Source organism: Maribacter polysaccharolyticus (genome assembly GCF_028882255.1).
Classification (GTDB): domain Bacteria; phylum Bacteroidota; class Bacteroidia; order Flavobacteriales; family Flavobacteriaceae; genus Maribacter_A; species Maribacter_A polysaccharolyticus.
In genome coordinates, this window is record NZ_JARBUY010000002.1 from 823,491 (window position 1) to 849,981 (window position 26,491).

Consider the following 26,491-nt stretch of genomic DNA (forward strand, 5'->3'; position numbering starts at 1 on the left):
AAATAAATTAAGGAATGATCAAAAATCAAATTAACTATAAGAAGATGAAGAAGATATTTTCAATACTACTACTAAGTGCCTTTGTTACAGGTGTAAGTGCGCAAAAACACTATGATTTCCCAATGCCGGATTATACCCCCACCGAAGGTAATTTACAGGCCCGAAAGGAATTTCAGGACATGAAGTTCGGGATGTTCATCCACTGGGGCGTGTACAGCGTTTTGGCAGATGGGGAATGGGTCATGTTCCTTAAAAAGATCCAAGCGGATAACTATGAGCGTTTGGCTGATTTTTTCAATCCGCAGGATTATGATCCCGAAGAGTGGGTAAAGTTGGCCAAGGCCGCCGGAATGAAATATATTACGATTACCACTAGACACCATGATAGCTTTAGTATGTTCGATACCGATGCGAGCGATTTTAACATTGTGGATGCTTCGCCTTACGGAAAAGACCCGTTAAAAGCATTGGCAGAGGCCTGTAAAAAGGAAGGTATCAAGCTGAATTTCTATTATTCCTTGTTGGATTGGAAACGTGATGATTATAAAAAGGGTAAAAAAGGCGATGCTGAAGCTTGGAACGAATACATAGATTTCATGAAGGCCCAATTGACGGAATTGTTGACCAATTATGGGGAGATAGGTCTTATTTGGTTTGATGGCCATTGGGACCAAAAACAAGCGGATTGGAAGTATAATGAAATCTATAGTTTGATCCATGAGCTGAGTCCGAATACCCTTATCGCCAACAACCACCATATACAACCCATTGCCGGGGAAGATGTACAGACCTTTGAACGTGATCTGCCAGGGGAAAACCACGGCGGTTACAGTGATGGGGTACAGGTTAGCCAATTGCCCTTGGAGTCCTGTGCTACCATGGCCGGGAAATGGGGGTATAGCATCTATGACAAAAAGTTCAAGAGCACGAAAAAATTGATCCACTTTCTGGTCAATGCGGCGGGTAAAAACGGTAACTTACTGTTAAACGTAGGTCCCATGCCAAACGGTAAAATACAACCGGAATTTGTTGATACCTTAAGTGAAATCGGGGAATGGACCGGTACTTATGGTGAAAGTATCTATGGCACCAGAGGAGGGGTCATCAACTCACAGGAATGGGGTACCATTACCAAAAAGGACAAGACCTTGTATGTGCACGTGCTGGATGCCCCTACCGAACCCTATGTTTTTATTCCCGAGCTCAAGGAGAAGGTTAAATCGGTGACCAGTTTCGATGGGGGGACCAAAATCAGGTTCAAGCAAGTAAAAGAAGGACTTTTTCTATATACCGGTGCATTGGATGCAGACCGTATAGATACCATTTATAAGATGGAAACCAGATAATAAGCTACCAAGAATGGGATTTAGGTTTCTAATTTTATTCATTTTAATTTCCAATTTCCTTAATGCCCAGGTAAGGTTCTACGTTTCCCCCTTAGGGGCCGATGGTAATCCGGGAACCGAAACGCATCCGTTTGCGACCTTGAATGCCGCCAGGGATGCCATTAGGGCCCACAAGGCGGCAATGGGGCAACCCCAATCCTATACCGTAGTTGTACAGGATGGTTATTATGTGATGAAGGAACCTTTTGAACTTGGCCCGGAGGATAGTGGGACACAGGAACATCCCATAACCTATACGGCGGCAGAAGGTGCCAGTCCCCTATTTAGTGGCGGTAAAAAGATCACGGGATTCAAAGTTTTGGGGAACGGGGTTTGGCAAGCAAAGATTCCCGAAGCCGGTTATTACAAATGGCGTTTCGATCAATTGTATGTCAATGGTAAGCGGGCGACCCTGGCGCGAACCCCCAATAAAGGGTTCCTGAAATTGGACACCGTTACCCAAACCACTTGGGTAAAGGGCAGTCCCTATCCTGCAAAGGCGCAGCAAGAACTGTTTTTCACAGCGGAAAGCTTTGAGCCTTTAAAAAAAGTTACCGTAGCGGATATGCCTTTTATTCGCTTTAAGGCATACCATAAATGGGATTATACGCTAAGGCATATTTCCGATATCGATATAGACAGCTTTAAAGTGGTCTCTTCCGGTAGGGGAATGAAACCGTGGAATGAACTTAAAAAGGGAAAAAGGGTGGTTTTTGAAAATTACAAGGCGGCCCTTGATGCTCCCGGAGAGTGGTTTTTAAGTAAGGAAGGGGTGCTCTCTTACATCCCCTTAAAAGGGGAAACTTTGGAAAATACCACCTTTATAGCCCCGGTATTGGAGAATTTGGTACGTATGGTCGGGGATGTGGAATCGGAAAGCTTCGTTGCCCATATCAAAATAAAAGGACTCAGGTTCATGCATTGTCATTATGGGATTCCTTTGACCGGTTACGAGCCTACGCAGGCCGCAGCGAGTATCAATGCTGCCATTTATACGGAAGGGGCCCACCATATTGCAATAACCGATTGTGAGGTGGCCAATATCGGTCAGCATGCCATTTGGTTGGGAGAGGGGACCCATTCTAGCAAAGTACGACACAATTACCTACATGATCTTGGGGGGGGAGGTGTTTATTTGGGGTCTTTCAAAGCCTTGGAAGGTAAATACCATACCCACCACATAACGGTAGACAATAATATCATACTACATGGCGGACAGGAATTTCCGCCGGCCGTAGGGGTATGGGTAGGGCATAGTTCCGACAATGAAATAACCCATAATGATATCGCTGATTTTTACTATACGGGTATTTCCGTAGGTTGGGTTTGGGGCTATAAACCCAGTTTGGCCAAGAGGAATACCATTGCCTATAATCATCTGCACCATATTGGATGGAATTTATTGAGTGATATGGCCGGTATATACACCCTGGGTCCATCCGAAGGCACTACCGTAACGAACAACAGGGTACACCATATCCATGCGTATTCTTATGGAGGATGGGGACTCTATGCGGATGAGGGCACTACCGGTGTCACTTTCAAGGATAATTTGGTTTACAATACCAAAACCGGTGGATTTCAGCAAAATTATGGAAAGGATAATGTGGTGGAAAACAATATATTGGCCTTTGCCCATAAATATCAAATGCAATGCACGGTAGCCGAAGAACATAAGTCGTTCACTTTTACGAATAACATTGTTATATTCAAGGAAGGCATGGTCGCCAAAGGCGCATGGGATGAAGTAAATGCCCATTTGGACAAGAATATCTATTGGAATGTATCTGGAAATCAGTACGATTTTAATGGAAAGGATTACACAGCGTGGAAGAACCTGGGATTCGACCGTAACAGTAAAATAACGGATCCGAAGTTCGTGGATACTGCTGGCTTTGATTTTCGATTTACATCGAAATCGGCTATAAGGAAAATTCATTTCAAGCCTTTTGATTATGCAAAGGCGGGGGTTTACGGTAGTGAAGAATGGCATGCCAAGGCAGACATACCGCAAGCCATGAAGGAGGCTTTTGATGCTACCGTGGAAAAAAACTTAAAACTTAATATACAGCGATAACTAGAGCAAATGAAAAAATCAATCACTTCAACAGTAAGAATGGCGCAAAGGTTACTGCCCCTATGGGTAACGATCCTTATAATTTCCTGTAACACCCCAAACCCGGGTTTTACGGAAGATGACATTGCCATTATTCCCAAACCCTTGAATTTTACCTTAGGAGAGGGTTCCTTTGAAATAAGTGCGAAAACACCATTGGCACAATCGGACGGTATTTCGGATAAGGCCGTAGGTTTTCTCAACGGGCTGTTAGGGAAAGCAGCTGGTTTTACACTGGAAAAAAGTTCGGGAATCCTGGAAAAAGGAATCGTTTTCATTACCAAGGAAGGTTTTAAGAATGGCGGATATGGTTTACATGTGAATCCGGATAAAATCACTATTGAAGCCACTGAAGCATCGGGTTTCTTCAATGCGGTACAAACCATAAGGCAACTCTTGCCGAAGGAAATTGAGCAAAATGGGGTAGTTGATACGGATTGGTATGTTCCCAGTGTCGACATACAGGACGAACCTAGGTTTGAATGGCGCGGAATGCATACCGATTTTAGCCGCCATTTCTTTGATGTGGATGAAGTGAAGCAATTCTTGGATTATTTGGCGCTTTATAAAATGAACACCTACCATATGCACCTTACCGATGATCAAGGATGGCGTATGGAGATAAAAAAGTATCCCCTATTGACCGAAAAAGGGGCATGGAGAATTCCCAACAATCAGGATACGATTTGCAATACCAGGGCAGTGGAAAACGATCTGTACACCATTGATCCGGCAAAATTCAAGGAAGTGGATGGGGAACGCAAGTATGGCGGATTTTTTACCCAAGAAGAATTAAAGGATATTGTGGCTTATGCCGATGATAGATGCATTACCATAATACCGGAAATAGATATGCCAGGTCATTTTAAATCGGCCATAGATAACTATCCTTTCCTGTCGTGCGATGGAAAATCGGGATGGGACACGGTTTTTACCTACCCGGCTTGTTTGGGTAAAGAATCCACCTATGAATTCATGAAGGATATCTTGACCGAAGTGGTGGATATTTTCCCAGCGGAGTATGTGCATATTGGGGGTGATGAGGTCAACATCAAATCTTGGGAAAAATGTCCGTTATGCCAAAAGGCCATCAACGATAATGGATTGAAGGACGAGCACGAATTACAATCGCATTTCAATAGGGATATTGAACGGTTTTTACATTCCAAAGGGAAAAAACTTATGGGATGGGATGAAATCGTAGAAGGTGGCCTTACCAAAGACGCTACCATAATGTGGTGGAGGGGTTGGCGCCCAGAGGCTCCCAAAAAAGCTGCGGAGCAAGGCAATGATGTGGTCCTTACAACTACGGATGCCTATTATTTCGATTATTTGAACGATGGGAATCCGTTGGAGAAAATCTATAACTATGAGCCCGTGCCAAAAAGTTTTACAGCAAAGGAGGAAGCCAATGTCCTGGGCATACAGGCCAACCTTTGGTCCGAATGGATACCCAGTTTTAAGCGGTTGCAATACCAAGCTTTTCCCAGAATGATCGCAGTGGCGGAAAATGCCTGGGCGCAAAAGATAAACAAGGATTTTGACGCGTTCAACACCAGGGTTGAAAAACAGTACCCCAGATTGGAGGAACTTGGGGTTTATTATTACATCCCTATTGTTAAGGGACTGGATAAGGACTTGGCGCTTGTAGATAGTATCAAGGTTAAATTGGATCTTGCCTATCCGTTGGAAGGCGTGGAGATTTTTTACAGCACTGACGGGTCTGTACCCACAAAAGGATCATTGCGATATTCGGGGCCATTCGCGGTATCCGATACCGTTGAAATCAAAGCGAGGGCCTATAAAGGGGATATTTATAACGACATCAAGAAAACGAAAGTGATCCAAAAATCGTATTTGGATCCTGTCGGGGTAATGCCAACAGAAAAGGGATTGAAAAGATTTATCCTTAAAGGGAAATACAAGAAGGTGGCCGACTTGAAATTAAATAAGGGTCAGGCTTGGCAAAAGGTCGATAGTGTCGATCTGGCCGACTATAAGGAAGGTAAAAAGTTCAATATGGTATTTTCCGGGTATTTCCATGCCGAGGAGGATGGAATTTATGAGTTTGAAACCCGATCGGATGGTGGTGATCATTTATTTATCGGTGATACGTTGGTAGTGGATAATAGTGGATGGCACGGTCCAAGAAAACGGTATGGAAAGGTAGCCTTGAAAAAAGGTTGGCATCCCATAACCATAAAATACAGACCTAGCGATAACCCAAGGGTGATAAATGCGTGGTATGGTTTACAAGGGGAAGAACTACAGTCCATTAATTCAGAAATTACAGGTTTTTAATTATCAATATTAAGAGAATAAAAATGAGTAGACAGGGAATAGGGAAATGTGCGGCACTGTTAATTTTAATATGTATGGCTTTTGTGGGTGAGCATGTTTATGGTCAGACCCAAAATATGGATTTTGGGCCTTTGGTCTTGGATATGGTGCACCATAATCCGGGAGAGGCCCCATATCAGTCCGTTTATAACGACCCAAAAGTAATCAAGGAAATGGGCTACAACGGGAAGGTTTATTTCCTTTTCGAATCCCCTGCCTTGGCAATTGATTGGGAATCGGTAGATCCCGATATTTTACCCAAAGGTTCGGAAGATCGGAAATGGGTAGACGCAAAGGCGAAACAGATAAAACAAATGCATAAGGCCTGTAGAGCACAGGATATGAAGATTTTTGCGATGTCCGATTTGGTTTTGTTTCCGAAGCGATTAATAGCAAAATACGGTATCGAGGAAACCTTTGGGAATCCTAATGACCCTTTGACCGAAAAGTTGATACGGGCCCAAATCAATGAAATGTTCGATCAATTTCCGGATTTGGACGGCTTGGTAGTGCGTATCGGTGAAACGTATTTGCATGATGCCCCCTACCATTTAGGCGCTATAGCTAATAAAAAAAGCCCTGAAAAAACGATCATTCCATTAATGCAGCTCCTTAAGGAAGAAATTTGTGAAAAAAGGGACAAGCAGTTGATCTTTAGGACTTGGGGTGCGTTCGATGTGAATTTGGAAGATTACCTAAAAGTAAGTGATGCCATAGCTCCCCATAAAAATTTGATTATCAGTGTTAAGCACTGTGAAGGTGATTTTCATAGATCCAATGCCTTCAGTAAGGTAATCGGTCAAGGGCGCCATCCCCAAATCATAGAAGTACAATCCGCTCGCGAATACGAAGGAAAAGGGGCCTACCCCAACTATATCGCCAATGGTGTTATCGAAGGTTTTGAAGAGCATGCAAGAATGCCCGAAGGGCAAATCAATAGTATTGAGGAGTTTGTTGAAACAAAACCTGGATTATATGCCGGTGTCTGGACATGGTCGAGGGGCGGAGGATGGAATGGTCCTTACATCAAAGATGAAATGTGGTGCGATTTGAATTCTTGGGTAATGGCACAATGGGCTTTACATACCGATAAAAGTGAGGAGTTTGTTTTCAACAGGTATGCAACTGAACGGTTACATCTAAAGGGAGATGATATCGCTAAATTCAGAAAATTGGCTTTGCTTTCTGCCGAAGCAGTGGTAAGGGGAAGGAACAGTACGTTCAGGGATATGAACCCTTGGTGGACACGAGATCAAGGCATTGCCTGGCCAATGGTGGTAAAAGGGGAATTACAACAAAAAAGGAACCTGGAGCAAAAAGACGAATCCGTAGCCAAATGGAAAGAAATAGTCAAGTTGGCCAAATCGATTGATTGGCAAAATGAGGCTACGAAAAACCATGCCATCGGATCGGCTGAGTACGGCTTAAGATTGTACACCATTTATAGAACCCTTGTTTATATGCAACATGCCGAAGCCAATGGTAATGGTAAAGAAGTTAAAAAGTGGATCAAAGCGTATGATAAGGCTTGGGCAAACTACAATAAACTGGCAGGGGAATATAGTAGCATAGCCACGTTATATACCCAGGATTATGATAGGCATATTGCCAATAACGCGCACGATAAGGTAAACGAATTGAGAAATGAATAATTGATAAACGATTGGTTGGATCATTTGAAATCAACCGATTAAATCCAAAATAGAAAATGAAGTATCACGGTTATTTTTTTATATTAATAGGGTTAGGAGTTCTTTCATGTAAGCAGGAAACGGTAAAGGAAAAAGAAGTTTCGGCGGAAAAATTGACCAGTTATGTAAACACCTTTACAGGAACGGATGGTCCGGGAAACACCTATCCTGGGGCTGTGGCCCCTTTTGGAATGGTACAGTTGAGTCCGGACAACGGTTTACCGGGCTGGGACAGGATTGCAGGTTATTTTTATCCGGATTCTACCATCGCAGGTTTTAGCCATACCCACCTTTCGGGAACCGGGGCAGGGGATATGTACGATTTATTGGTCATGCCCTTAAACAGCAGGTTCAATGAAAGTTTGACCCCAGAAGGAGCGTACAGGCCGTACTCCAAATTCTCCCATGATAGGGAGGAAGCCGGTCCGGGATACTATGCGGTAGATCTTTTAAGTTCGGGTATAAAAGCCGAATTGACCACGACTTCTCGTGTGGGGTTTCATCAATACACCTTTCCGAAGGACGATAAAAGTCAAATCATTCTCGATTTAGGTTATAGTTTAAATTGGGACAAGCCCATGGATACCAAAATCACGATTGAAGATAACCAAACCATTTCGGGGTATAGAAAATCAAAAGGATGGGCCAACGACCAGCGCGTCTATTTTGTGATGCAATTTTCAAAACCTTTTGACAGTGGGCAATTGTTCAAAGATTCAAAAGAAATCCAAGGGCAATCGGTTAGCGGTCAGTTTACCAAGATCGTGGCGAATTACAAAACCGGCGATGGCGAAAAAATCAAGGTTAAGGTAGCCTTGTCATCAGCAAGTATAGACGGGGCCAGGAAAAATTTGGAAGCGGAATTGCCACATTGGGATTTTGAAAAAACGGTTAAGGAAATCGATGGGGTTTGGGAGAAATTCCTGTCCAAAATCACTATTGAAGGCACCGAAGCCCAAAAAGAATTGTTCTACACCAATTTATACCATGTATTCTTGACGCCCTCGTTACATAGTGATATCGATGGGGCTTACAAAGGAGCCGATGGCAAAAACCACATAGCGGAAGGCTATAACAAGTACGATACTTTTTCATTGTGGGATACCTTTAGGGCAACACATCCTTTATATACCCTTTTAGCCCCTAAGGAAACCGAGGATATGATAAAGTCCTTTTTATCGCATTACGACGAAACCGGTTTGTTGCCCGTGTGGTCTTTGGCAGGTAATGAAACCAATATGATGATAGGTTACCATGCGGTCCCCGTAATCGTAGATGCGTATTTCAAGGGCATTCCCATGGATGCGGAAAAGGCATTGGAAGCTTGTGTAGCCTCCGCCAATGAAGATGGCAGGCAAATAGATCTGTATAAGCGATTAGGGTATGTGCCAACAGGGGAGCATCATGAAAACTGGTCGGTTTCCAAAACTTTGGAATACGCATACAACGATTGGTGTATCGCCCAATTGGCCAAGGATTTGGGAAAGGATGAAATCGCTGTGACCTTTACCGAAAGAGCCGATAATTGGAAAAATCTATACGATCCCGAATCTTCTTTTTTCCGGCCTAAGGATGAAAAAGGGAAATTCATCAGTCCGTTTTCACCAAAAGAATACACCAAGGAGTTTTGCGAAAGTAATGCTTGGCAGTATTTCTGGTTTGTACCTCACGATATCGATGGTTTGGAACAAGCGGTAGGTAAGGAAGAGTTTGCTGTAAAGTTAGACTCCATGTTTACGTATTATCCGGAAGCGAACGATAAGTTGCCGATTTTCAGTACAGGGATGATCGGGCAATATGCACATGGGAACGAACCAAGCCATCATGTGGCCTTTTTATACAATAACATAGGGAAGCCATGGAAAACCCAAGAAATGGTGCGTAAGATCATTGAAACACAATATAGCACCAAACCCGATGGGTATTGTGGCAATGAGGATTGCGGACAAATGTCGGCTTGGTTGGTATTGTCTTCAATGGGTATATACCCAATAAACCCAGCAAAAGGGGTATATAGCATTACTTCACCATTCGTTGAAGCAGCTACCATTAATTTGGAAGGAGGAAAACAGTTCGTAATAAGTACGGAAAACCAGTCCAAAGAAAATTGCTACATCCAATCCATTACCCTGAACGGTAAACCCTATGACAAACTTACAATAACCCATGAGGATATAGTACAGGGAGGTGAGCTGCATTTTGTACTGGGCAATAAGCCCAATAAGGAACTGTAGGCTAGAGGGATGTAAGAATGGAATGCTTCATGGGACAAGGGCTATGCTACAAGCGATTGGGTGCCCGACCCCATGGGGGATTCCATTTTAATTTTATCCGTATTATTGGGAACGTATAAGCAACGATCGAAACCGGAAAGTACGGTCTTACTAAGTTTTAGAGATCAATTTCTTGATCAGTTCTTCTTTCCGTCGTACGGCCACTTCGATTTTTGTTCCGTCATTCAATGTGATGTAGCCTCCTTTGCCTTTGACATAAGTTTCCACATAAGATAAATTTACAAGATGGGATTTGTGTACCCTGAAAAAGTTTCGGTGCGCTAAAATTTCCTCAAAATATTTTATGGTCTTTGAGGCCGTGATCTTGTTATTGGACTTTAAATGGATATGGGAATAATTGGCATCGGATTGAAACCTGATAATATCCCTGGTATCTACCATGGTATATCCTTCCAATGTGGGAATGGCGATTCTTTCCGATGACGTATTGTTTTCTTTGATATTGGATAATAATACCTCTATTTTTTTAGATGTATCCCTTAGGTTTCTGTAACGTTTCAATTTTTGGATGGCATGGGATAGATCCGATCGGTCAATAGGTTTCAATAGGAAATCCAAGGCGGAGAATTTAATGGCCTTTAATGCATATTTATCATAGGAAGTAGTGAATATCACCTCAATATCAGTATAATTGATTTGGGATAACAGATCAAACCCCGTATCCCTTCCAAGTTGTACATCCAAGAATAAAATGTCGGGGGATTGTAAGGATATTTCACTTTTGGCCCCTTCTATGGTCTTGCAACGTGCAACGATTTCAATATCCGGTGCGTTTTTACGTAACAATCCTTCCAATCGATTGATACAGTGCTGTTCGTCATCTATAAGTATGGCTTTGAGCATATGGTGGTTAGAATTTAATTTCCAGGGGTATTAACACTTCAACACGTACCCCTTCCTTTTTATCAAGTAATTTAATGGAGCCATCGGTGTTTTTGATTTTATTGATGATTTCGATACGGTTGGCCGTGATTTTGAGACCCAATGGGTTTTTCTTTATTCCATTGGGCGATGTTTTAGGTCGACCGATTCCATTATCTTCTACCACGCACAATAGCATGTTTCCCTTTTTTTGAATGATAATGTCGATTTTGCCATTGGAGTTTTTAGGGGCTATGCCATGCCAAATGCTATTTTCAATGAAAGGCTGCAGCATGAGGGGCGGTATCAGGGTATTATCAGGGTCAATGGATTCGCTTACCGCTATCCTATACGTTAATTTATTTACCAATCGAAGGGTTTCAATCTGCATATAAAGTTCCATCAATTCAAGGTCCTCTTCCAAGGTAATCCATTTTTTTTCCGAATTCTCTAGAATGGAACGTGTTAGTTTTGCAAACTTCACGAGATAGTCATCTGCTTGTTCCATATCGTTTCTTGATATAAAATCGCTGATGGCATTGAGCGAATTGAAAATAAAATGGGGATTCATTTGGGAACGCAGGGCCTTTAGCTCTGTCTCGGCAACTTTGGCGTTGAATTCAGCGACTTTCCTTTCTTCCATGGCATCCCGTCTGCGTTTATAAAGAACATATGCGATGATGGAAATCAACGCCAAAAAAATGGCCCCGACCAAATAGCCATTTTTGACAAATTGTTGCCGTTTTATTTCCTCAAGGGCCATGGCTTCCTGTCTTTCCATCTGAAATTGCATTTCCTTTCGGGTCAATTCAGATTTCTTTTCCTCACTCAGCACACTGTCCTTTAATTGTACATGTTCTTTATAGGCCTTTAGGGCTTCGGCGTTTTTACCATAGTGCTCATATACTTGACTAAGTACTTGCCATGAATCGGATTCCCATTCGATTGCCCCGATTTCTTTTGAAAGGGAAAGCGCCTTGTTCGCATTTTTTTCGGCAACGCTGAATTTTTTCAACAGGACATTTATTTTTCCGATACTGTTCAAGGCCGACGCCTCAATATATTTGTTGTCTATCCCTTGGGCTAAATCAACCGCTTCCTTATAGAACCTAAGAGCTTTTTCTTGCTGGCCTGAATTTTTATAGGCCAAGGCAAGATTGTTGGTAATGGCAGCTATGAATAAATCGTTCCCTTCAAGCTTGGCCAGGGCCAGGGCCTTCTCGAGGAAGGAAACACCCTCATCAAATTTTCCGGTGTCGTTGTAAATGATGGCAATATTGGAAAGGGCTTTGATTTCATCTGCCCTACTGCCCAAAGTTTGCGCTGTTGCCAAGTAGGCACGGTAATTATTCAAGGCCTGGTCATATTCCTTTAAATCGGCATGAATGTTCCCTAAATTGCCCAAAAGGCCCGATTCAAGTTGTTTGTTTGAAGTCATTTGACTGAGTACCAATGCCTTTTGGTACATGTCCAATGCCTTTAGGTTATCTGCCAAAACATAAAAAAGATTGCCTTTTTGTCGGTAGGACATAGCTTTCCCTTCAATCCATTTTTCTTTTGATGAAATAGTGATGGCTTCTTCTATATACCGGAAAGCTTCATTAGGGCTGGAATACGTCATATTTTCCGCCAATTTTATAAGCAATGCAGCCCTCAACGTATCATTTTCAGTATGTTTTCCCAGTTCATTTTTAAGGGAATCGATTGATTTTTCCTGTGCAAAACCCAGTATTGGAGCACAGAAAATCAGGAAAAGAACAATGGTTTTTTTGATGTTCAATGGCGTTGTTTTGGTTGGTAAAACTCAAATTTAAAATTTTTGGTTAAGTAATCCACTGTTTTTCCATGCATTACGCTTATTTAAGGAACAGCTACGCTAAACTATCAAAAGTGTGCGTAAAATAATTGGCTATGGTATTAGGGCATCGGAATCCATAGTTTAGGGTTAAAGAAAGACACTAACCATTGATTACTATGAACTACAAAACCGGAATCTTACCATACTGTGCGATCTTATTAATGATTTTAAGTTGTAGTGACAACAACGGAAATGGGGCTGATGATGACTTTTCCAATGAGGTACAGGGCACCATAACATTGTCTGGTGAGGAAACATCGGAACTCGGAACATCGTTGACGATCGGAAACATTGAAATCGCCAATGCAACCTTGACAGGAACCGATAAATCTGTGATACTCTTGTCGGAGAATATTTCCGTGGTCGATGACGAACTTGTTTATGATGACGACCAAAATGGATTTGTAATCGTGGGGGCGGATTTTTCAACAGGGGGGTCGTCCGATATTGATAAAAGTATTTCCATGGTGATCGTAAAAAATGGGGATGAGTTCCGGCATGCCTGTGCTTCACCCAACCAAAACTTTTTTACTGCCTGTGGCGATGGATTTGGAATCGATTTCGAAACCAAAGAAGTCACTTTTCAAAATACAACGGTAATCAATACCGAAGATGATGCCATTTTGATATTGGATGGTACCATTACCTGGGATTAATGACTAAAAAATAGGTTTATGGTAAGATTGGGTTTATGTATTGTTTTTTGTTTTTGGGGAGTGTTCCATAGTTATGCACAGGCCGTAGGTGATAAAGAAACGCTGGTTTACCAAGTACCTTCTGATGCGTATGTTTCCATTACATTACAAACACATCAGGGCTTGCCCCGTTTTGGGGTTCCGAATAGGTATCAGGGGCAAGTTGCCGGACAAAGACAGGGAATGCGGTCCGTTAGAACGGTCCGTGGCAGCGGAAATCCTGAAACTATTGAAAAAAATAGGAATGTTACTTCGGGCAAAATCAATTTCTCCCTATTGGTCGGCTTAAAGTATTTACGGCCGTTTATGGGAGATTTGGATAGGGAACGTTTAACCACATTGACCTCGAATATGTCTGAAAAAGAAGCAAATTCCGCTTTTCTGCAACGGTTTTTGTTGCATAAGTTCGCCCCCAATTTATGTTTGGCCGAAGAATGCAAAAATGCCAACCAAGGCAAGAACGAATTTGAACGGCTTCGTAACTACCGATCATTTGTGGACCACTTTTTAGATCCACTTTTGGATTGGAGTGAAAATATAATGGAGGGTGATGAATTGGTCGCATACCACGTTTCTATACTGAACATTGGCAATAATTATGATTTTGATAAAAAAGGATATACCGTATATCATTCTTTAGCACTCAACAATATTTTTACCATGAAGCAGGGTATCTTAAATCAAGTGGTGTTCAAACCCGTGAAACCGTTCGAGGTTGCGCTTCAAAACTCCGTAGATAGGAGCAAGACCATTGAATTTTTGCTTCAGCTGGATGAACCAACGGCAGAACGATTTCAAAAAGAGGGCATAAGACGCTTGTATGTAGTAAAAAAAATAAAGGTAAAACGGTCGAATAAGCCCATGGATTCGGCCTCTGCGGTCATAGAATTCAATTATGCGCACGAAAGTGCCGATTTGGAAATTTATACGGACGAAGCGCTAAAACAACATTTTAAGACCTTGTCCTTGGCGGACCTAACCAATTAAATTATGAAACAGTTCCTATTTATTATAATTACACTTGTGTTCCATTTTACGATTTGGGGTCAAGGAAAAGAAAAAGTTTTTGATGCGCCTTCTTCAAACTTTATAGACCTATCACTACAGACCCACAAGGGTAAGTTACGTTTTGGATTCCAAGATGGGTATTTTTTAAAATCGGATGGCAGCTATGTAAAAGCCAATGAAGCGTCCTACTTTGAAATGGATAAGCGATTCAGCCACAACAATGCCAGTAGACATGCCTTTACCGAGCTTTTAAAAATTCGGTTCAAAGAAGATATGTTTGCGGCAATGGATAAAGATTATTTCACCGAGCGCACTCAAAACATGTACGACAAGGAACTGAAATCCTATACCGCACAGCAGCATGTGCTCACCCTGGCGAATGCCCTTTGCACAACGGATCGGGCCATTACGTTTTTTTGCAACTCCAAAGAAGAGGATTGTATCAAGGTGTTTCCACAGCAGGGGTATTACAATGAACCGCGAAACATAAGGCCTTGGGGAGGAAGGGGGGCTTCGGAGTTTCAAAAGTTGAGGGCGTACACCTCGTTTGTGAAAAATGATTTTCCCTTGGCTGAAAAATGGTCAAAAACCTTGTATCCCGATAATAAAATTACCGGATATTACGTGGCCAAAACGAATTTGGGTACCTATGATTTTAAGGAAGGTGGCTATTGGTTGCATACCCATCAATTTCATAATCAAGGCTTTTTGTTGAGGTGGTTCGGTCTTCAGCCCAGTAATTCGTCGGAAAGAAAATTGGTGCATCCCAACGGTTCATCCATCCTGTTGAAAATGTCCCCTGAAAAAGCGGAGACCTTTTCGGAAAACTATCGGCAAATGTTCTTGGTTTTTGAGGTGACCGCATATGTGAACGGACTTGAAAACTATAGGGCCGACCAGCTTAAAAGCACATTTAGCCTAAACAGTCCCATTATTGAAATTTATTCCGATGATGGACTCACGAATAGGGTAGCCGAAATCGACATCAATACCATGGTATCCAAAACCAGATAATAGAAAAGCGATGAAAATCAAAAACACAAAAGCAGGTCTCATTCTACTTTTTGCCATAATGGGTTTCTTAATCCCAAACTCCGTTAACGCCCAATTTTTTAAAAAATTAAAAAAGAATGTTGAGGACAAGGTGGTGGGGGTTGCCAGTGAAAAATCGGACCAATTTTTAAACGGAGAAACGGAAACTACCGTAAATGATAATGTAAAAACAGGAACCGCTACCAAAACAACACAAACCGGAACATTGGTCAAAAGGGAAGAACCGAGCCTTGAAGATCAAAATGTTTTAAGGTTCAAGGCACCATCCAAAGACTTCAGGGATGTTGTAATACAGGCATATAACGGCTTGCCAAGATATGGTGAACTCCACTTTCAAAGGGGTACAAATACCTTGTTTACCAATAAGGCCTATAAAGCCCTTTTAGAGTTGAAATTTTTAGAGGATACTTTTAAGGATATGGATCGGTCGAAACTGACCGAACATCAAAATATGACAGGTGACCTTAGCAAAAAGAATTCTGAATTTGCCCAGAATCTTTTATTGACCCTTGGGAGGGAAACCTTATCGGATGAAAAACTCCACGAATATTTTTGTGATTCCGAAGAAAAATCACCCTGTAATTTTTATAATCCGTCAGGGGAGCGAATACATGTTTCGTATTGGGGAGGTACAAGAAATAATGCGTTTGCGCAAAATCGCAGCTATACTACCTTCATAAAAAACCATTATGGAACGCTCAAGGAATGGAGCAAGACCTTTTATAAGAATGGTAGTGAAGTTGCCTATTTGGTAACCAAGGCTACGGTAGCCGATAAGTACGACTTTAAAAACAAAGGGTATTGGATTGGTAATATTCTCAAAATTGGAGGTAATTATATGCTTCATGATTCGAACTTTTTGGCCTACACGGAGAATGAAAAAAAATTAAAAAACGCTTATAAGAAGATTTTTTTGCCCATGGATGCCAATAGGGCCAAGACCTACAACTTAATGAACCGTTCACCGGTCTTTGTAGTATTTAAAGTGAGGGTTACCCCAAAAGTAAGTGCGTCAACGCAGATCTTATGGGAATTTGAGTTGGAAAGCACTACCGTTGAATTGTACAAAGACATTGCACTTGGCGATAAGTTGGGCGAAGTGGATATAAGAACCGTAACGTTTAAAAATTAAGAAATGGGATTTATTTGGACCAAAAGTATGGTATGGGCAATAACCGGTGTTTTGTTGTTGGGGTTTTCCCAACCGATCAGGGGGCAGTTTTTTAAAAAGCTAAAACAACAAGCTGAAGAAAAACTTCTTGACAAAGCCAGTGACGAAGTAGATGATATATTCAAAGGAAACAAGAATCCGGAGATGGAAGGGGATGTAGAAGAGACGGGTACGATTATAGGTAATGAAGTTAAATCCGGGCAACATACTTCTGTACAGGAAACCATAGCCACCTACAATGAAGCGGATTACCTGGTATATAAATCGCCAGATCCAGCCTTTCATGATATTTACATTCAAAAATACGAGGGGTTACCACGATTTGGGTCTTGTGATTTTTATTCCATGCCCAGCAATCCCAAAAGGCCCGAGATGACTCCCGAGGCCAATGAAAAAAGGAAAAAAATGCAATTGGGTTATGCCGCATTTATGCAATTGGTGCGAATACATACGCTAAAGGACCATTTTGAGGTAATGGATAGAACAGCACTTACGCCCATAAGTAAACCCTTGGTAGAGGAAGAGGTTAAATCAAATCAAGCTCAAAAAATCCTGTTGGATTTTGCATTCTTAATGGGTACGGATGCCTTGAAAAAGGAGTATTTTATGAACGATTGGACCGGGACCGGTAATAGTGCCATTGTGCCCAAATGGGGTGGTCAAAATTCCGATGATTTTACCGAGAATGAAAAATATGTGGCGTTTGTAGAAAAATACCTGGATAAAATACTGCAGTGGAGCCGAACATTTTTTAATAAAGGATCAGAGGATTTTCAGTTTGTGGTACCCTTGGAATTCAAAGGCCAGTATGATTTTGATAATAACGGATTTTGGGTGCAACTTCCCACAAAAAGGCGGTTTAGTTACGGCATGGATTATGGTAGTACGGGAAACAATTATTTTTTTGAGTTTCATCCTAAAACGGCTTACGGGCAACAAATCTTAAATAAAACACAACAGGTTGAACATATTAACGCAGAGGTGCTATTTAAAATAGATCCATCCACAGCCGAGGGGTTGATAAACGATAAAACAAAGAACCCACAAATGGTAATTAAGGTACAGGTTGTTTTTGAAGGGTTTCAACCCGGGAATCCCACGATTTATGCCCCTAAATACACCTATCGTTTATTGGACCCTATTATGGAACTCTATTCCGATGTAAGGTTAACTTCAAAAATTGGTGAAATAGATTTAAACAATCTCGTTTACAAGGAACAGTAGACCTCCCTATGTGATAAATTACCAGGCGTAGTTCGTACAAAGGAAGCAGGATTGCACAACCAAAATACGGATGGATCTTAAAAGATTCACAATCAAATCACTTAGTCATGATCTGTAATGGATACTTGGAAAGAGTTCTTTCGCTACTGATGGTTTTTGATAAGTAATAGAAACAGTTTGGACAAAAAAATACCGCATGTAAAGTTTTTGGGATTTTCTTAGTTGATGACCTGGCTGGGGCGCTAACGAAATTTTTCCTCCGCAATGAGAATAAGGCAATTCCTGATTATGAATTCCCATGTTGACGATTTGTGAGCTACTTATGATATAACTTGTTATAAAAGCTTTCATTTTATGAACATTTTTCTAAAAATCCAGATAGTTATCTGGAGCATATTTGTCCAAATAAAAGAAAGGAATAGGGAATAATATTGTTGTATTTTAGTAACACCCCTTTTATAGGATTAAGGAAGAGTATTTACCATTTTTCCGAGGACGAGCATTCAATACAATCAAGCGGCTATAAGCTTTTAAGATGGAAGTTTTTCAATTGCCAATAATTATAGGCTTACAGAAAGTCGAGAACATTGGATGGTGATCAATGAAGTTTAGCATGTTACTGTATCGGAAACAGCCCGTCAATGTTAAATGATAGCGGAATTATAGAGGGAGGTAGGCGGGCATATTTAATGATCAAATACGTTCACCATTGCAACCGTAATGGGATAACGGAAAATCCTCATGCCGATTTTGGACTTCCACTATTGGTTTATGGTAATATTTTATAAAATAACATTGTGGATTATGCTCCACTAAACCGAGTGAATACTTAAGTTTCCAAATCAGGTGTACAACCCAATAACCTATACATAGTATACCCAGTCGATTCAACTTCAACAAACAAGTATTCCGGAATTATCTTTTTAAGCAAATCTTAAGAAAGTCCTAAGTAAATTCTAAATTTAAAGTGTAACTTTTGTATCATGCATATTTTAATAGTGGAAGACGAACCGGGCATTTTTAATTTTCTCAAACAAGGTTTGGAAGAAGAGTCGTATATGGTCACTATCGCAGAAGACGGTCACAAAGGTTTGAATTTGGCGCTATCCGGAGATTATGACCTATTGCTATTGGATTGGATGGTCCCTGGAATAAGCGGTATTGAAATATGCCGGCAGTTCAGGAAGGAGTTTAAAGATACCCCGGTTATTTTTTTAACAGCAAAGGACACCGTGGACGAAACGATATTCGGATTGCAATCCGGGGCCAATGACTATATAAAAAAACCGTTCCATTTTGAAGAGCTTTTAGAACGTATAAAAGTCCAACTAAGACCGAAATCAGGTGAACATTCCATTTTTAAATTAGGGGAAATCACCCTTAATACAAGTACACATCGGGTTCTGAAAAACGATGAAGAAGTTAGCCTAACCCAGAAAGAATTTGCCTTGCTCGAATACTTAATTCGAAATAAGGGAAGGGTCTGCAGCAGGACTCGAATTATTGAAAGTGTTTGGGACATCCATTTTGAATATAATACCGGGGTCATCGATGTATATATCAATGCCTTGCGTAAAAAGTTGCAAATGGAGGGAGATGGGAATTATATTCAAACAATCCGGGGGATAGGATATATGGCAAAAGAACTATGAATTTGAGTTTTAGAAACAGAATTGCCCTCCATTACATGATCGCCACGGCCATAATCATGGCCGTTACATTTACGGTTGTGTATTTTGTAGTCCAGAGGACCGTATACGAAAATCTGGATAACGACCTTACTTTCGAAGCGGAAAAACATACTGAGGAAATAACAATAGTAGGAGACAGTATAAAGATAAAAAATAAGGAGGAGTGGGCAGAAAGAGAGCACTTGGAAGTACAGATAAACCCTGTTTTTATCCAAATATTGGATAAAAATGGGAAATTTATGGACAATTCCCCTAACCTGAAAAATGATGTCCTCGCTTACAATCCTGAGCAAAAGTTTGGCGGCCACTTTAACGAAACCCTAAACAATAGGGCCATCCGACAAGTCCAAATCCCTATCGAGCAAAACGGAAAGATCAAAGGTTTTATTCTAGCGGCCATGTCCTTGGAATCCTCAAATATGGTATTGTTGAACTTAAGGAATGTATTGTTTTTTTCCTATCTGGTTCTCTTGGCGGGTTTATATTATATTTCACGATTTATAGCGGGAAGAAGTATAATACCGGTAAAGGTTATCACGCAAACCACCAATAGGATCACCAAGAATAATTTGAATGAGCGGGTAATTCTTCCTCAAAATAAGGATGAACTTTACGATTTATCCTCTGGTATAAATCAATTACTACAACGTATTGAGAATACAGTTGAGCGGGAGCGACAATTTACTTCGGATGCTTCCCACGAATTACGAACCCCCCTTTCCACATTAAGGGGGACATTGGAAGTGTTGATACGTAAGCCTAGGGAACGGGAAGAATATGAGGGGAAGATAAAATTCAGCCTCACCGAAATTGACCGGATGTCGGACACACTGGAACAACTTTTGTTATTGGCCAGGTTGGATAACGATTCGAAAGCATCAAAAGAAACTTCGATTCCGCTACCAACGTTGATCGATGAAATACTCTCACGGCAAAAAAAAGCCATAACGGATAAGGGACTCTCAATAGCTTTTCACAACGAAGTTTCACAAGAGCAAATAGTGCCCGGATACTATACCAACTTAATTTTGGAAAATATCATAGGTAATGCCATTAAATATTCCAGAAAGGACACTACACTCCAAATTATCATTACGGAATCCGATGCTGTGTTAATCTGCAAGGTCGTAGATGAGGGTATCGGGATAAAAAAAGAGGATTTGGACAACGTTTTTAACCACTTCTTCCGATCGGATGCCCTTGATCATAAAAGCATACCGGGAAATGGTCTAGGTCTATCCATAGCAAAAAAGGCCGCCGATGCCATCGGTGCAAGTATCGAAGTTGAAAGCGAAATGGGCCAAAGTACAACCTTCATAATTCGGTTTTAAGCCGATCCGTACGGATATTTCAGATAACTGCAAGGTTTCTGTTTGCATCCGATAAAGGATAAATACCCCCCTTGGATCGCAATGGTAAGTACAATCAAAGGTGTTTTTTGGGATTAATAAGGCCAATGCTTACGGTCAGGACATTTCTTCATTCGGTTCAAGGGCTCCATTTTTAAGCGAATCTTAAGAAAGTACTTAGAATACATTTAGATACCCCTTCTACATTTGGTCTATCATTTTTATAAACCAAGAATAATGTTAGAACGTATTATCCAGTACAGTATCCATCACAAGTTAATAGTTCTCTTGTTTACTGCGGGTATTATTGGCTTTGGCCTATATTCCTTATCCAATATCCCCATTGGTGCCGTCCCTGATGTAACCAACAATCAGGTTCAGGTCATTACGACCTCGAGAAATTTGGCGACTGAAGATGTGGAAAAGTTTTTGACCTATCCCGTGGAGTTGGAAATGGCAAACTTGCCCGGGGTCAAAGAAATCAGGTCGGTTTCAAAGTTTGGATTGTCCGTAGTTACCGTGGTCTTTGATGATGATTTGGGTACATACCTACCCCGTCAACTCATTGCGGAGAAAATTAAAAGTGCAGAGGAAAAAATTCCAGCCGGATTTGGAAAGCCTTTTATGGGGCCCGTTTCAACGGGTCTTGGCGAAATCTACCAATATGTGATCGATGTCGATGCGGATCATAAAGATCAATATTCCCTATCCGATGTACGTACCATTCAAGATTGGCTGGTAAAACGTCAACTTTCGGGAATTCCGGGAGTTGTAGAGGTGAATACTTGGGGTGGTTACCTAAAAACCTATGAAGTTGCCATTAATCCAGAACGACTTCGTGCGATGAACGTTTCCATTTTTGATGTGTTCAGTGCTTTGGAAAAAAACAATAGTGTTGCCGGTGGCGGTTACATAGAGAAAGTAAATGAAAGCTATTTCATAAGAGGCGAAGGCCTAGTGGGTTCTGTAGGGGATATCGAGGATATCGTAGTGACCAGTACTGGTAATGTGCCAGTCTATGTAAGGGATATCGCAACGGTAGGCTTTGGTCACGCCAATCGTTTTGGTGCCATTACAGGAAACGGGGAAGGGGAAAAAGTTTTGGGACAGGTAATGATGCTTAAAGATGCCAATTCCAATGCGGTTATCGAGGCTGTTAAACAACGTGTGGCCGAAATACAATCAACATTGCCACCAGGCATTTCAATCAATCCTTTTCTAGAGCGGAGCGAACTTATTGCCAAAACCACTTTTACCATTGCCGAAAACCTGATCTTGGGATGTTTGATCGTGATATTCGTAGTAGTATTGCTTTTGGGTAATTTGCGTTCTGGATTGGTGGTAGCATCGGTTATTCCAATGAGCTTACTTTTTGCCCTGTCCTTAATGTATATTTTTGGGGTTGACGCTAACTTGATGAGCTTAGGGGCGATAGACTTTGGGATCATCATCGATGGTGCAGTGATCATTGTTGAGTTCATTGCCTTTCAAATTACAAGTCAACGAACTGAATTGTTGGCTCTTCCCAAAAACCAAAGGCAAGGTTTAATAGATCAAATCACCTATCATGGGGCGTCCAAAATGATGAACTCGGCAGTATTTGGGCAACTGATCATCATCATCGTATTCATTCCAATACTTTCCTTGGTCAATGTAGAAGGTAAAATGTTCCGCCCTATGGCTTTGGTATTCAGTTTTGCACTCACAGGTGCTATGGTATTGTGTTTCACGTACATTCCTGTAATGGCTTCATTGTTTATAAAACCATCGAATACCGAAAAACGGACTATTTCATCTAAACTGATCGCTTTTCTTGAAGAAAAATACCAACCCACGATTTCATGGGCATTACGCAGAAAGAAATCGGTTTTGGGGATGGCCATAGGTTTATTGGTAATTACCGTATTGCTATACACTAGGATGGGAGGTGAATTCGTGCCTACTTTGGATGAGGGCGATTTTGTGATACAACCTGTTTTGAAAACAGGGACATCATTAAGTAAAACCATTGAGGCCACAACCAGGATGGAAAAAATATTGAAGGAATTCCCCGAAGTGGAGCAAGTTGTGAGTAGAATTGGTGCTGCGGAAGTGCCAACTGACCCGATGTCTATGGAAGAAAGTGATGTCATCATTAAACTCAAGCCAAAAGGCGAATGGGTATCCGCGGAAACCAAGGATGAACTGGCCGATAAATTTAAGGCGGCCCTTTCTGAAATAGCGGGTGTTGATTTTGAGTTTACACAACCCATCGAAATGCGATTCAACGAGTTGATTACAGGGGTTCGTGCAGATTTGGCCATTAAGGTTTTTGGGGAGGATCTGGATATCCTGTACCAAAAAGCATTGGAAATAGAAAAAGCGATCCAAAACGTGGAGGGAGCGGCCGATATTTCGGTAGAGAAAACAGCTGGGTTACCGCAAATGTCGGTTCAATATGACCGAAAAAAAATAGCAAAATATAACTTGAATATCGAGGACTTGAATAAAGTCGTCACTATGGGTTTCGCAGGTATGCCTGCAGGAACTGTCTTCGAAGGGGAAAAGCAATTCGAGATGATGATTCGTTATGACGATGCCCATAGAAGGGATATCGAAAATATTGAAACGGCCTCGGTAGCATTACCCAATGGAATGAAATTACCATTAAGCGAATTTGCTAAAATAAGTTATACCAAAGGCCCTGCTAAAATTTCACGTGATAATACAAAACGGCGAATTGTCGTAGGTGTAAATGTTCGTAATCGCGATTTGGAATCGGTAGTTAGGGATGTTCAGTCGATAATAGAAAGGGATGTTAAACTGCCAACTGGCTATTCAATAAGCTATGGGGGACAATTTGAAAATTTACGTACGGCAACGGCAAGATTGAAAATAGCCGTGCCCATTGCACTGGTTCTAATTTTTGTGTTGCTCTACTTTGCTTTCGATTCCGTAAAGGAAGCCTTAATGATTTACAGTGCCATTCCGTTGTCGGCGATCGGGGGTGTTATGTTACTTTATTTGAGGGGATTACCCTTCAGTATTTCGGCAGGTGTTGGCTTTATTGCTCTTTTCGGGATTGCCGTGCTAAACGGCATTGTGTTGATTGAAGAGTTTAAGGAGCTCAAAGCACATGGTGTGAACAATATCAATAAACGGATTTTGATGGGGACTAACAATAGATTGCGTCCGGTATTATTGACAGCCGCCGCTGCGGCATTAGGTTTTTTGCCTATGGCAATTTCAACCTCTGCAGGTGCAGAAGTACAAAGACCTTTGGCAACAGTTGTCGTTGGGGGATTGATTACCGCTACAGCTTTGACCCTGATCGTACTTCCTGTTCTATATGCGATGTTCGATCGGAAAGGGCGTCATCCAAAAGTTAAGCGAAGAGTGAATCTGAAAGCCCTTGGTATTTTTATCCTTTTGTTTTTACCGGTTTTAGGTAATGCCCAAGAAATCCCCATTACTGCCGAACAAGCCGTTAGGATAGCCATTAAGAACAATAACGGATTAAAGGCATATGCCAAAAAGGTAGACCAATCAAAGCAGCTCGTTGGGAGTGCGTTCAACTTGGATAAAACCCAGGTGTATTATGGTTATGATGAAAATAATATTGCCGAAAACGGTCTTGCGCTGAAAGTTTATGGGGTTAGTCAATCCTTACAATTCCCAACGATATATGGTGCCCAACGAAAAGTTGAAAAACAAAAAGTTGAGTTATCTACCCAACAGTTCCGATTAAATGAAAGAGCCTTGACCAAGGAGGTTTATAAGGCCTATTACAATGTCGTGTACAATAACAATCTTGTAGAACAATACATGTTTTTGGATAGTCTCTATGGTCAATTTTCGAAGGCGGCCAACAAGCGATATGAGGTGGGCGAAACCAATTTATTGGAAAAACTTACGGCAGAAGCCAAACAAAAAGAAATATCCATTTTGCTGGCACAAACAAAAGAGGGCGTGGCAAAGGCTTTTGCCCAGCTATATCAATGGATGCAGACAGATTCGTTGGTTGTCATAAAGGAAAACAGTTTGCCTAGACTGGAATTGCAACAGCCGAATTTTGGCAACCATCCTGGGATACTGTATTACGATTCTGCCCAAAAATTGAGCAAATCCTCACTCGCTTTGGAAAGGCAAAGATTGCTTCCGGATGTACATATATCAGTATTCCAAGGCACCAATAATGGCGCCAATGCAAAACGATACAATGGTTTTCAAGCGGGCTTGTCGATTCCATTATGGTTCGGGGCGAACAAGGCAAAAATCAATGCGGCTAAAACAGAGACCATGATAATGGCCGATGAATCTGAAAATTACAAAATACAACTGGAATCAAAGTATAAGGGTTTGCTATCCGATGTAAAGAGACATCAAGAAGCTGTGGATTATTATGGGAATACAGGGGTCAAACTGGCAATGGAATTAACGACTAGTGCTTCAAAATCATTTCAAAACGGCGAGATCGATTTTTTACAGTATGTACAACTTTTGGAAAATGCCAAAAACCTCAAAATCAACTATTTGTATAATCTTAACCAGTATAACGCTACAGTCTTGGAATTAAATTATTTAATCGATTAATGATGAAAAATATAGTCAACAATTTTACCCCTGTCATAAGTTCAATAAGTATTCTTTTGTTGCTTTCATTGGCTTCGTGTAACTCAAAGGAAAAAACGGAAACGGCCTATACGGATGCAACGAAAGGGATTCAGGACGAAGATGTAATTACCATAACCGAAAATCAATTCAATTCGGGTGGAATGGAACTTGGTGAAATTACATTGCACGATTTCAATGCCGTCGTTAAGGCTAACGGAATGTTTGCCGTACCCCCACAAAACCAAGTGGACGTAAGTGCATACTTTGCCGGTTACGTAAAAGACATCGGTCTATTACCGGGGGATGTGGTCAAAAAAGGGCAAGTCCTGTTCACGATTGAAAATCCCGATTATATTCAAATACAACAGGATTTTCTTGAGGCAAGGGGACGCCTCACATATTTAAAGTCCGATTACGAACGCCAGCAAGAATTGATGGTCGATAATGTGACTTCCAAGAAAAATTTTTTGAAGGCCGAATCGGAGTATATGGTAACCTTGGCACAATTTCAATCCCTTAAAAAGAAGTTGGGCCTTATGAACATCGATCCAAATAGCCTTACGGGCGAAAATATTCGGTCTGTCATTACGGTGATTTCACCATTATCAGGGTATGCAACTACAATAAACGCAAGTAAGGGCATGTACTTAAATCCTTCTGATATTGCGATAACCGTTACCAATACCGACGACCTTCATATAGAATTGAAGATTTTTGAAAAAGACCTTCCCCTTGTCAAGGTGGGGCAGCCAATCAATATAAGATTGCAGAACGACGTGGACAGGGTATATAAAGGTGTGGTTCATTTAGTCAACAAGGCGATAAATGCTCAAAGTAGGACCGTGGATATCCATGGGGATCTTTTAGACGATGGGGAAGTACGGCAATTTGCTCCTGGAATGTACATTGAGGCTGAGATTTTGACCACATCGGCGGAGCATCCTGCACTGCCAACCGAAGCTGTTGCGAACATTGATAATGACTTTTTTGTACTCGTGAAGGAAGATAATACAAGGTTCAAAAGGGTATTGGTCAAAACAGGCAGTAAGGATAATGGATTTACTCAAATTCTTAATGCAGCCGATTTTGAAGCGAACACGGAATTTTTAACGAAGGGAGCATTTAATTTAATTACCGAGTAAGTCTGGAAGGCACTATTGAT

16 protein-coding genes are annotated in these 26,491 nt (G+C 41.3%); 14 read left to right on the plus strand and 2 right to left on the minus strand.

Annotated elements, in window-relative coordinates:
• The first annotated feature begins 44 nt into the window (after positions 1-44).
• The 5 genes from PHU20_RS09480 to PHU20_RS09500 are packed head-to-tail and all read left to right on the plus strand — an operon-like array spanning position 45 to position 9,766.
• Positions 45-1,346 (plus strand): alpha-L-fucosidase, encoded by a 1,302-nt coding sequence (locus tag PHU20_RS09480; protein ID WP_274825114.1) that lies wholly within the window; start codon positions 45-47, stop codon positions 1,344-1,346.
• A gap of 13 nt (positions 1,347-1,359) precedes the next feature.
• Positions 1,360-3,462 carry a right-handed parallel beta-helix repeat-containing protein gene (locus PHU20_RS09485; protein ID WP_274825115.1) on the plus strand — a complete coding sequence of 701 codons (2,103 nt, stop codon included), beginning with the start codon at positions 1,360-1,362 and terminating at the stop codon, positions 3,460-3,462.
• 9 nt (positions 3,463-3,471) lie between these two features.
• Positions 3,472-5,802: a family 20 glycosylhydrolase gene (locus PHU20_RS09490; RefSeq protein ID WP_274825116.1), complete on the plus strand. Its 2,331-nt coding sequence runs from the start codon at positions 3,472-3,474 to the stop codon at positions 5,800-5,802.
• A 23-nt stretch (positions 5,803-5,825) separates the two neighbouring features.
• Positions 5,826-7,493, plus strand: a complete 1,668-nt coding sequence (locus PHU20_RS09495) for a hypothetical protein (protein ID WP_274825117.1) — start codon at positions 5,826-5,828, stop codon at positions 7,491-7,493.
• Between the two features lie 56 nt (positions 7,494-7,549).
• Positions 7,550-9,766, plus strand: a complete 2,217-nt coding sequence (locus tag PHU20_RS09500; protein ID WP_274825118.1) for a GH92 family glycosyl hydrolase — start codon at positions 7,550-7,552, stop codon at positions 9,764-9,766.
• 150 nt (positions 9,767-9,916) lie between these two features.
• Here the strand turns inward: PHU20_RS09500 and PHU20_RS09505 are convergent, their stop codons facing one another.
• A complete protein-coding gene (locus PHU20_RS09505; protein ID WP_274825119.1) occupies positions 9,917-10,669 on the minus strand; it encodes a LytR/AlgR family response regulator transcription factor in 753 nt (250 codons plus the stop codon).
• Between the two features lie 7 nt (positions 10,670-10,676).
• Positions 10,677-12,467 (minus strand): tetratricopeptide repeat-containing sensor histidine kinase, encoded by a 1,791-nt coding sequence (locus PHU20_RS09510; RefSeq protein ID WP_274825120.1) that lies wholly within the window; start codon positions 12,465-12,467, stop codon positions 10,677-10,679.
• 194 nt (positions 12,468-12,661) lie between these two features.
• Here PHU20_RS09510 and PHU20_RS09515 point away from each other — a divergent pair, with 194 nt between their 5' ends.
• The 9 genes from PHU20_RS09515 (at position 12,662) to PHU20_RS09555 (ending at position 26,471) form a co-directional block, all read left to right on the plus strand.
• Positions 12,662-13,201 carry a hypothetical protein gene (locus PHU20_RS09515; RefSeq protein ID WP_274825121.1) on the plus strand — a complete coding sequence of 180 codons (540 nt, stop codon included), beginning with the start codon at positions 12,662-12,664 and terminating at the stop codon, positions 13,199-13,201.
• Positions 13,202-13,219: 18 nt separating this feature from the next.
• Positions 13,220-14,227 (plus strand): hypothetical protein, encoded by a 1,008-nt coding sequence (locus PHU20_RS09520; RefSeq protein ID WP_274825122.1) that lies wholly within the window; start codon positions 13,220-13,222, stop codon positions 14,225-14,227.
• A 3-nt stretch (positions 14,228-14,230) separates the two neighbouring features.
• The gene (locus PHU20_RS09525) at positions 14,231-15,262 is read left to right on the plus strand and encodes a hypothetical protein (protein WP_274825123.1); all 1,032 of its coding nucleotides are present in this window, start codon (positions 14,231-14,233) and stop codon (positions 15,260-15,262) included.
• Between the two features lie 10 nt (positions 15,263-15,272).
• Positions 15,273-16,433: a hypothetical protein gene (locus PHU20_RS09530; RefSeq protein ID WP_274825124.1), complete on the plus strand. Its 1,161-nt coding sequence runs from the start codon at positions 15,273-15,275 to the stop codon at positions 16,431-16,433.
• A 3-nt stretch (positions 16,434-16,436) separates the two neighbouring features.
• On the plus strand, positions 16,437-17,696 hold the full coding sequence (locus PHU20_RS09535; RefSeq protein WP_274825125.1) for a hypothetical protein: 1,260 nt from the start codon (positions 16,437-16,439) through the stop codon (positions 17,694-17,696).
• A gap of 983 nt (positions 17,697-18,679) precedes the next feature.
• Positions 18,680-19,348, plus strand: a complete 669-nt coding sequence (locus PHU20_RS09540) for a response regulator transcription factor (RefSeq protein ID WP_274825126.1) — start codon at positions 18,680-18,682, stop codon at positions 19,346-19,348.
• Complete coding sequence (locus PHU20_RS09545) at positions 19,345-20,718, plus strand: sensor histidine kinase (protein WP_274825127.1); 1,374 nt, start codon at positions 19,345-19,347, stop codon at positions 20,716-20,718. Before PHU20_RS09540 ends, PHU20_RS09545 begins: the two co-directional genes overlap by 4 nt.
• Before the next feature lie 255 nt (positions 20,719-20,973).
• Positions 20,974-25,308, plus strand: coding sequence for a CusA/CzcA family heavy metal efflux RND transporter (locus PHU20_RS09550; RefSeq protein ID WP_274825128.1), 4,335 nt, complete (start codon positions 20,974-20,976; stop codon positions 25,306-25,308).
• The gene (locus tag PHU20_RS09555) at positions 25,308-26,471 is read left to right on the plus strand and encodes an efflux RND transporter periplasmic adaptor subunit (protein ID WP_274825129.1); all 1,164 of its coding nucleotides are present in this window, start codon (positions 25,308-25,310) and stop codon (positions 26,469-26,471) included. Before PHU20_RS09550 ends, PHU20_RS09555 begins: the two co-directional genes overlap by 1 nt.
• Positions 26,472-26,491: the final 20 nt, after the last annotated feature.

Bases quoted from the DNA above. Each gene is read 5' to 3' on its own strand.
- PHU20_RS09480 (WP_274825114.1), top strand. From the start codon at position 45: ATGAAGAAGATATTTTCAATACTACTACTAAGTGCCTTTGTTACAGGT.
- PHU20_RS09485 (WP_274825115.1), top strand. From the start codon at position 1,360: ATGGGATTTAGGTTTCTAATTTTATTCATTTTAATTTCCAATTTCCTT.
- PHU20_RS09490 (WP_274825116.1), top strand. From the start codon at position 3,472: ATGAAAAAATCAATCACTTCAACAGTAAGAATGGCGCAAAGGTTACTG.
- PHU20_RS09495 (WP_274825117.1), top strand. From the start codon at position 5,826: ATGAGTAGACAGGGAATAGGGAAATGTGCGGCACTGTTAATTTTAATA.
- PHU20_RS09500 (WP_274825118.1), top strand. From the start codon at position 7,550: ATGAAGTATCACGGTTATTTTTTTATATTAATAGGGTTAGGAGTTCTT.
- PHU20_RS09505 (WP_274825119.1), bottom strand. From the start codon at position 10,669: ATGCTCAAAGCCATACTTATAGATGACGAACAGCACTGTATCAATCGA.
- PHU20_RS09515 (WP_274825121.1), top strand. From the start codon at position 12,662: ATGAACTACAAAACCGGAATCTTACCATACTGTGCGATCTTATTAATG.
- PHU20_RS09520 (WP_274825122.1), top strand. From the start codon at position 13,220: ATGGTAAGATTGGGTTTATGTATTGTTTTTTGTTTTTGGGGAGTGTTC.
- PHU20_RS09525 (WP_274825123.1), top strand. From the start codon at position 14,231: ATGAAACAGTTCCTATTTATTATAATTACACTTGTGTTCCATTTTACG.
- PHU20_RS09530 (WP_274825124.1), top strand. From the start codon at position 15,273: ATGAAAATCAAAAACACAAAAGCAGGTCTCATTCTACTTTTTGCCATA.
- PHU20_RS09535 (WP_274825125.1), top strand. From the start codon at position 16,437: ATGGGATTTATTTGGACCAAAAGTATGGTATGGGCAATAACCGGTGTT.
- PHU20_RS09540 (WP_274825126.1), top strand. From the start codon at position 18,680: ATGCATATTTTAATAGTGGAAGACGAACCGGGCATTTTTAATTTTCTC.
- PHU20_RS09545 (WP_274825127.1), top strand. From the start codon at position 19,345: ATGAATTTGAGTTTTAGAAACAGAATTGCCCTCCATTACATGATCGCC.
- PHU20_RS09550 (WP_274825128.1), top strand. From the start codon at position 20,974: ATGTTAGAACGTATTATCCAGTACAGTATCCATCACAAGTTAATAGTT.
- PHU20_RS09555 (WP_274825129.1), top strand. From the start codon at position 25,308: ATGATGAAAAATATAGTCAACAATTTTACCCCTGTCATAAGTTCAATA.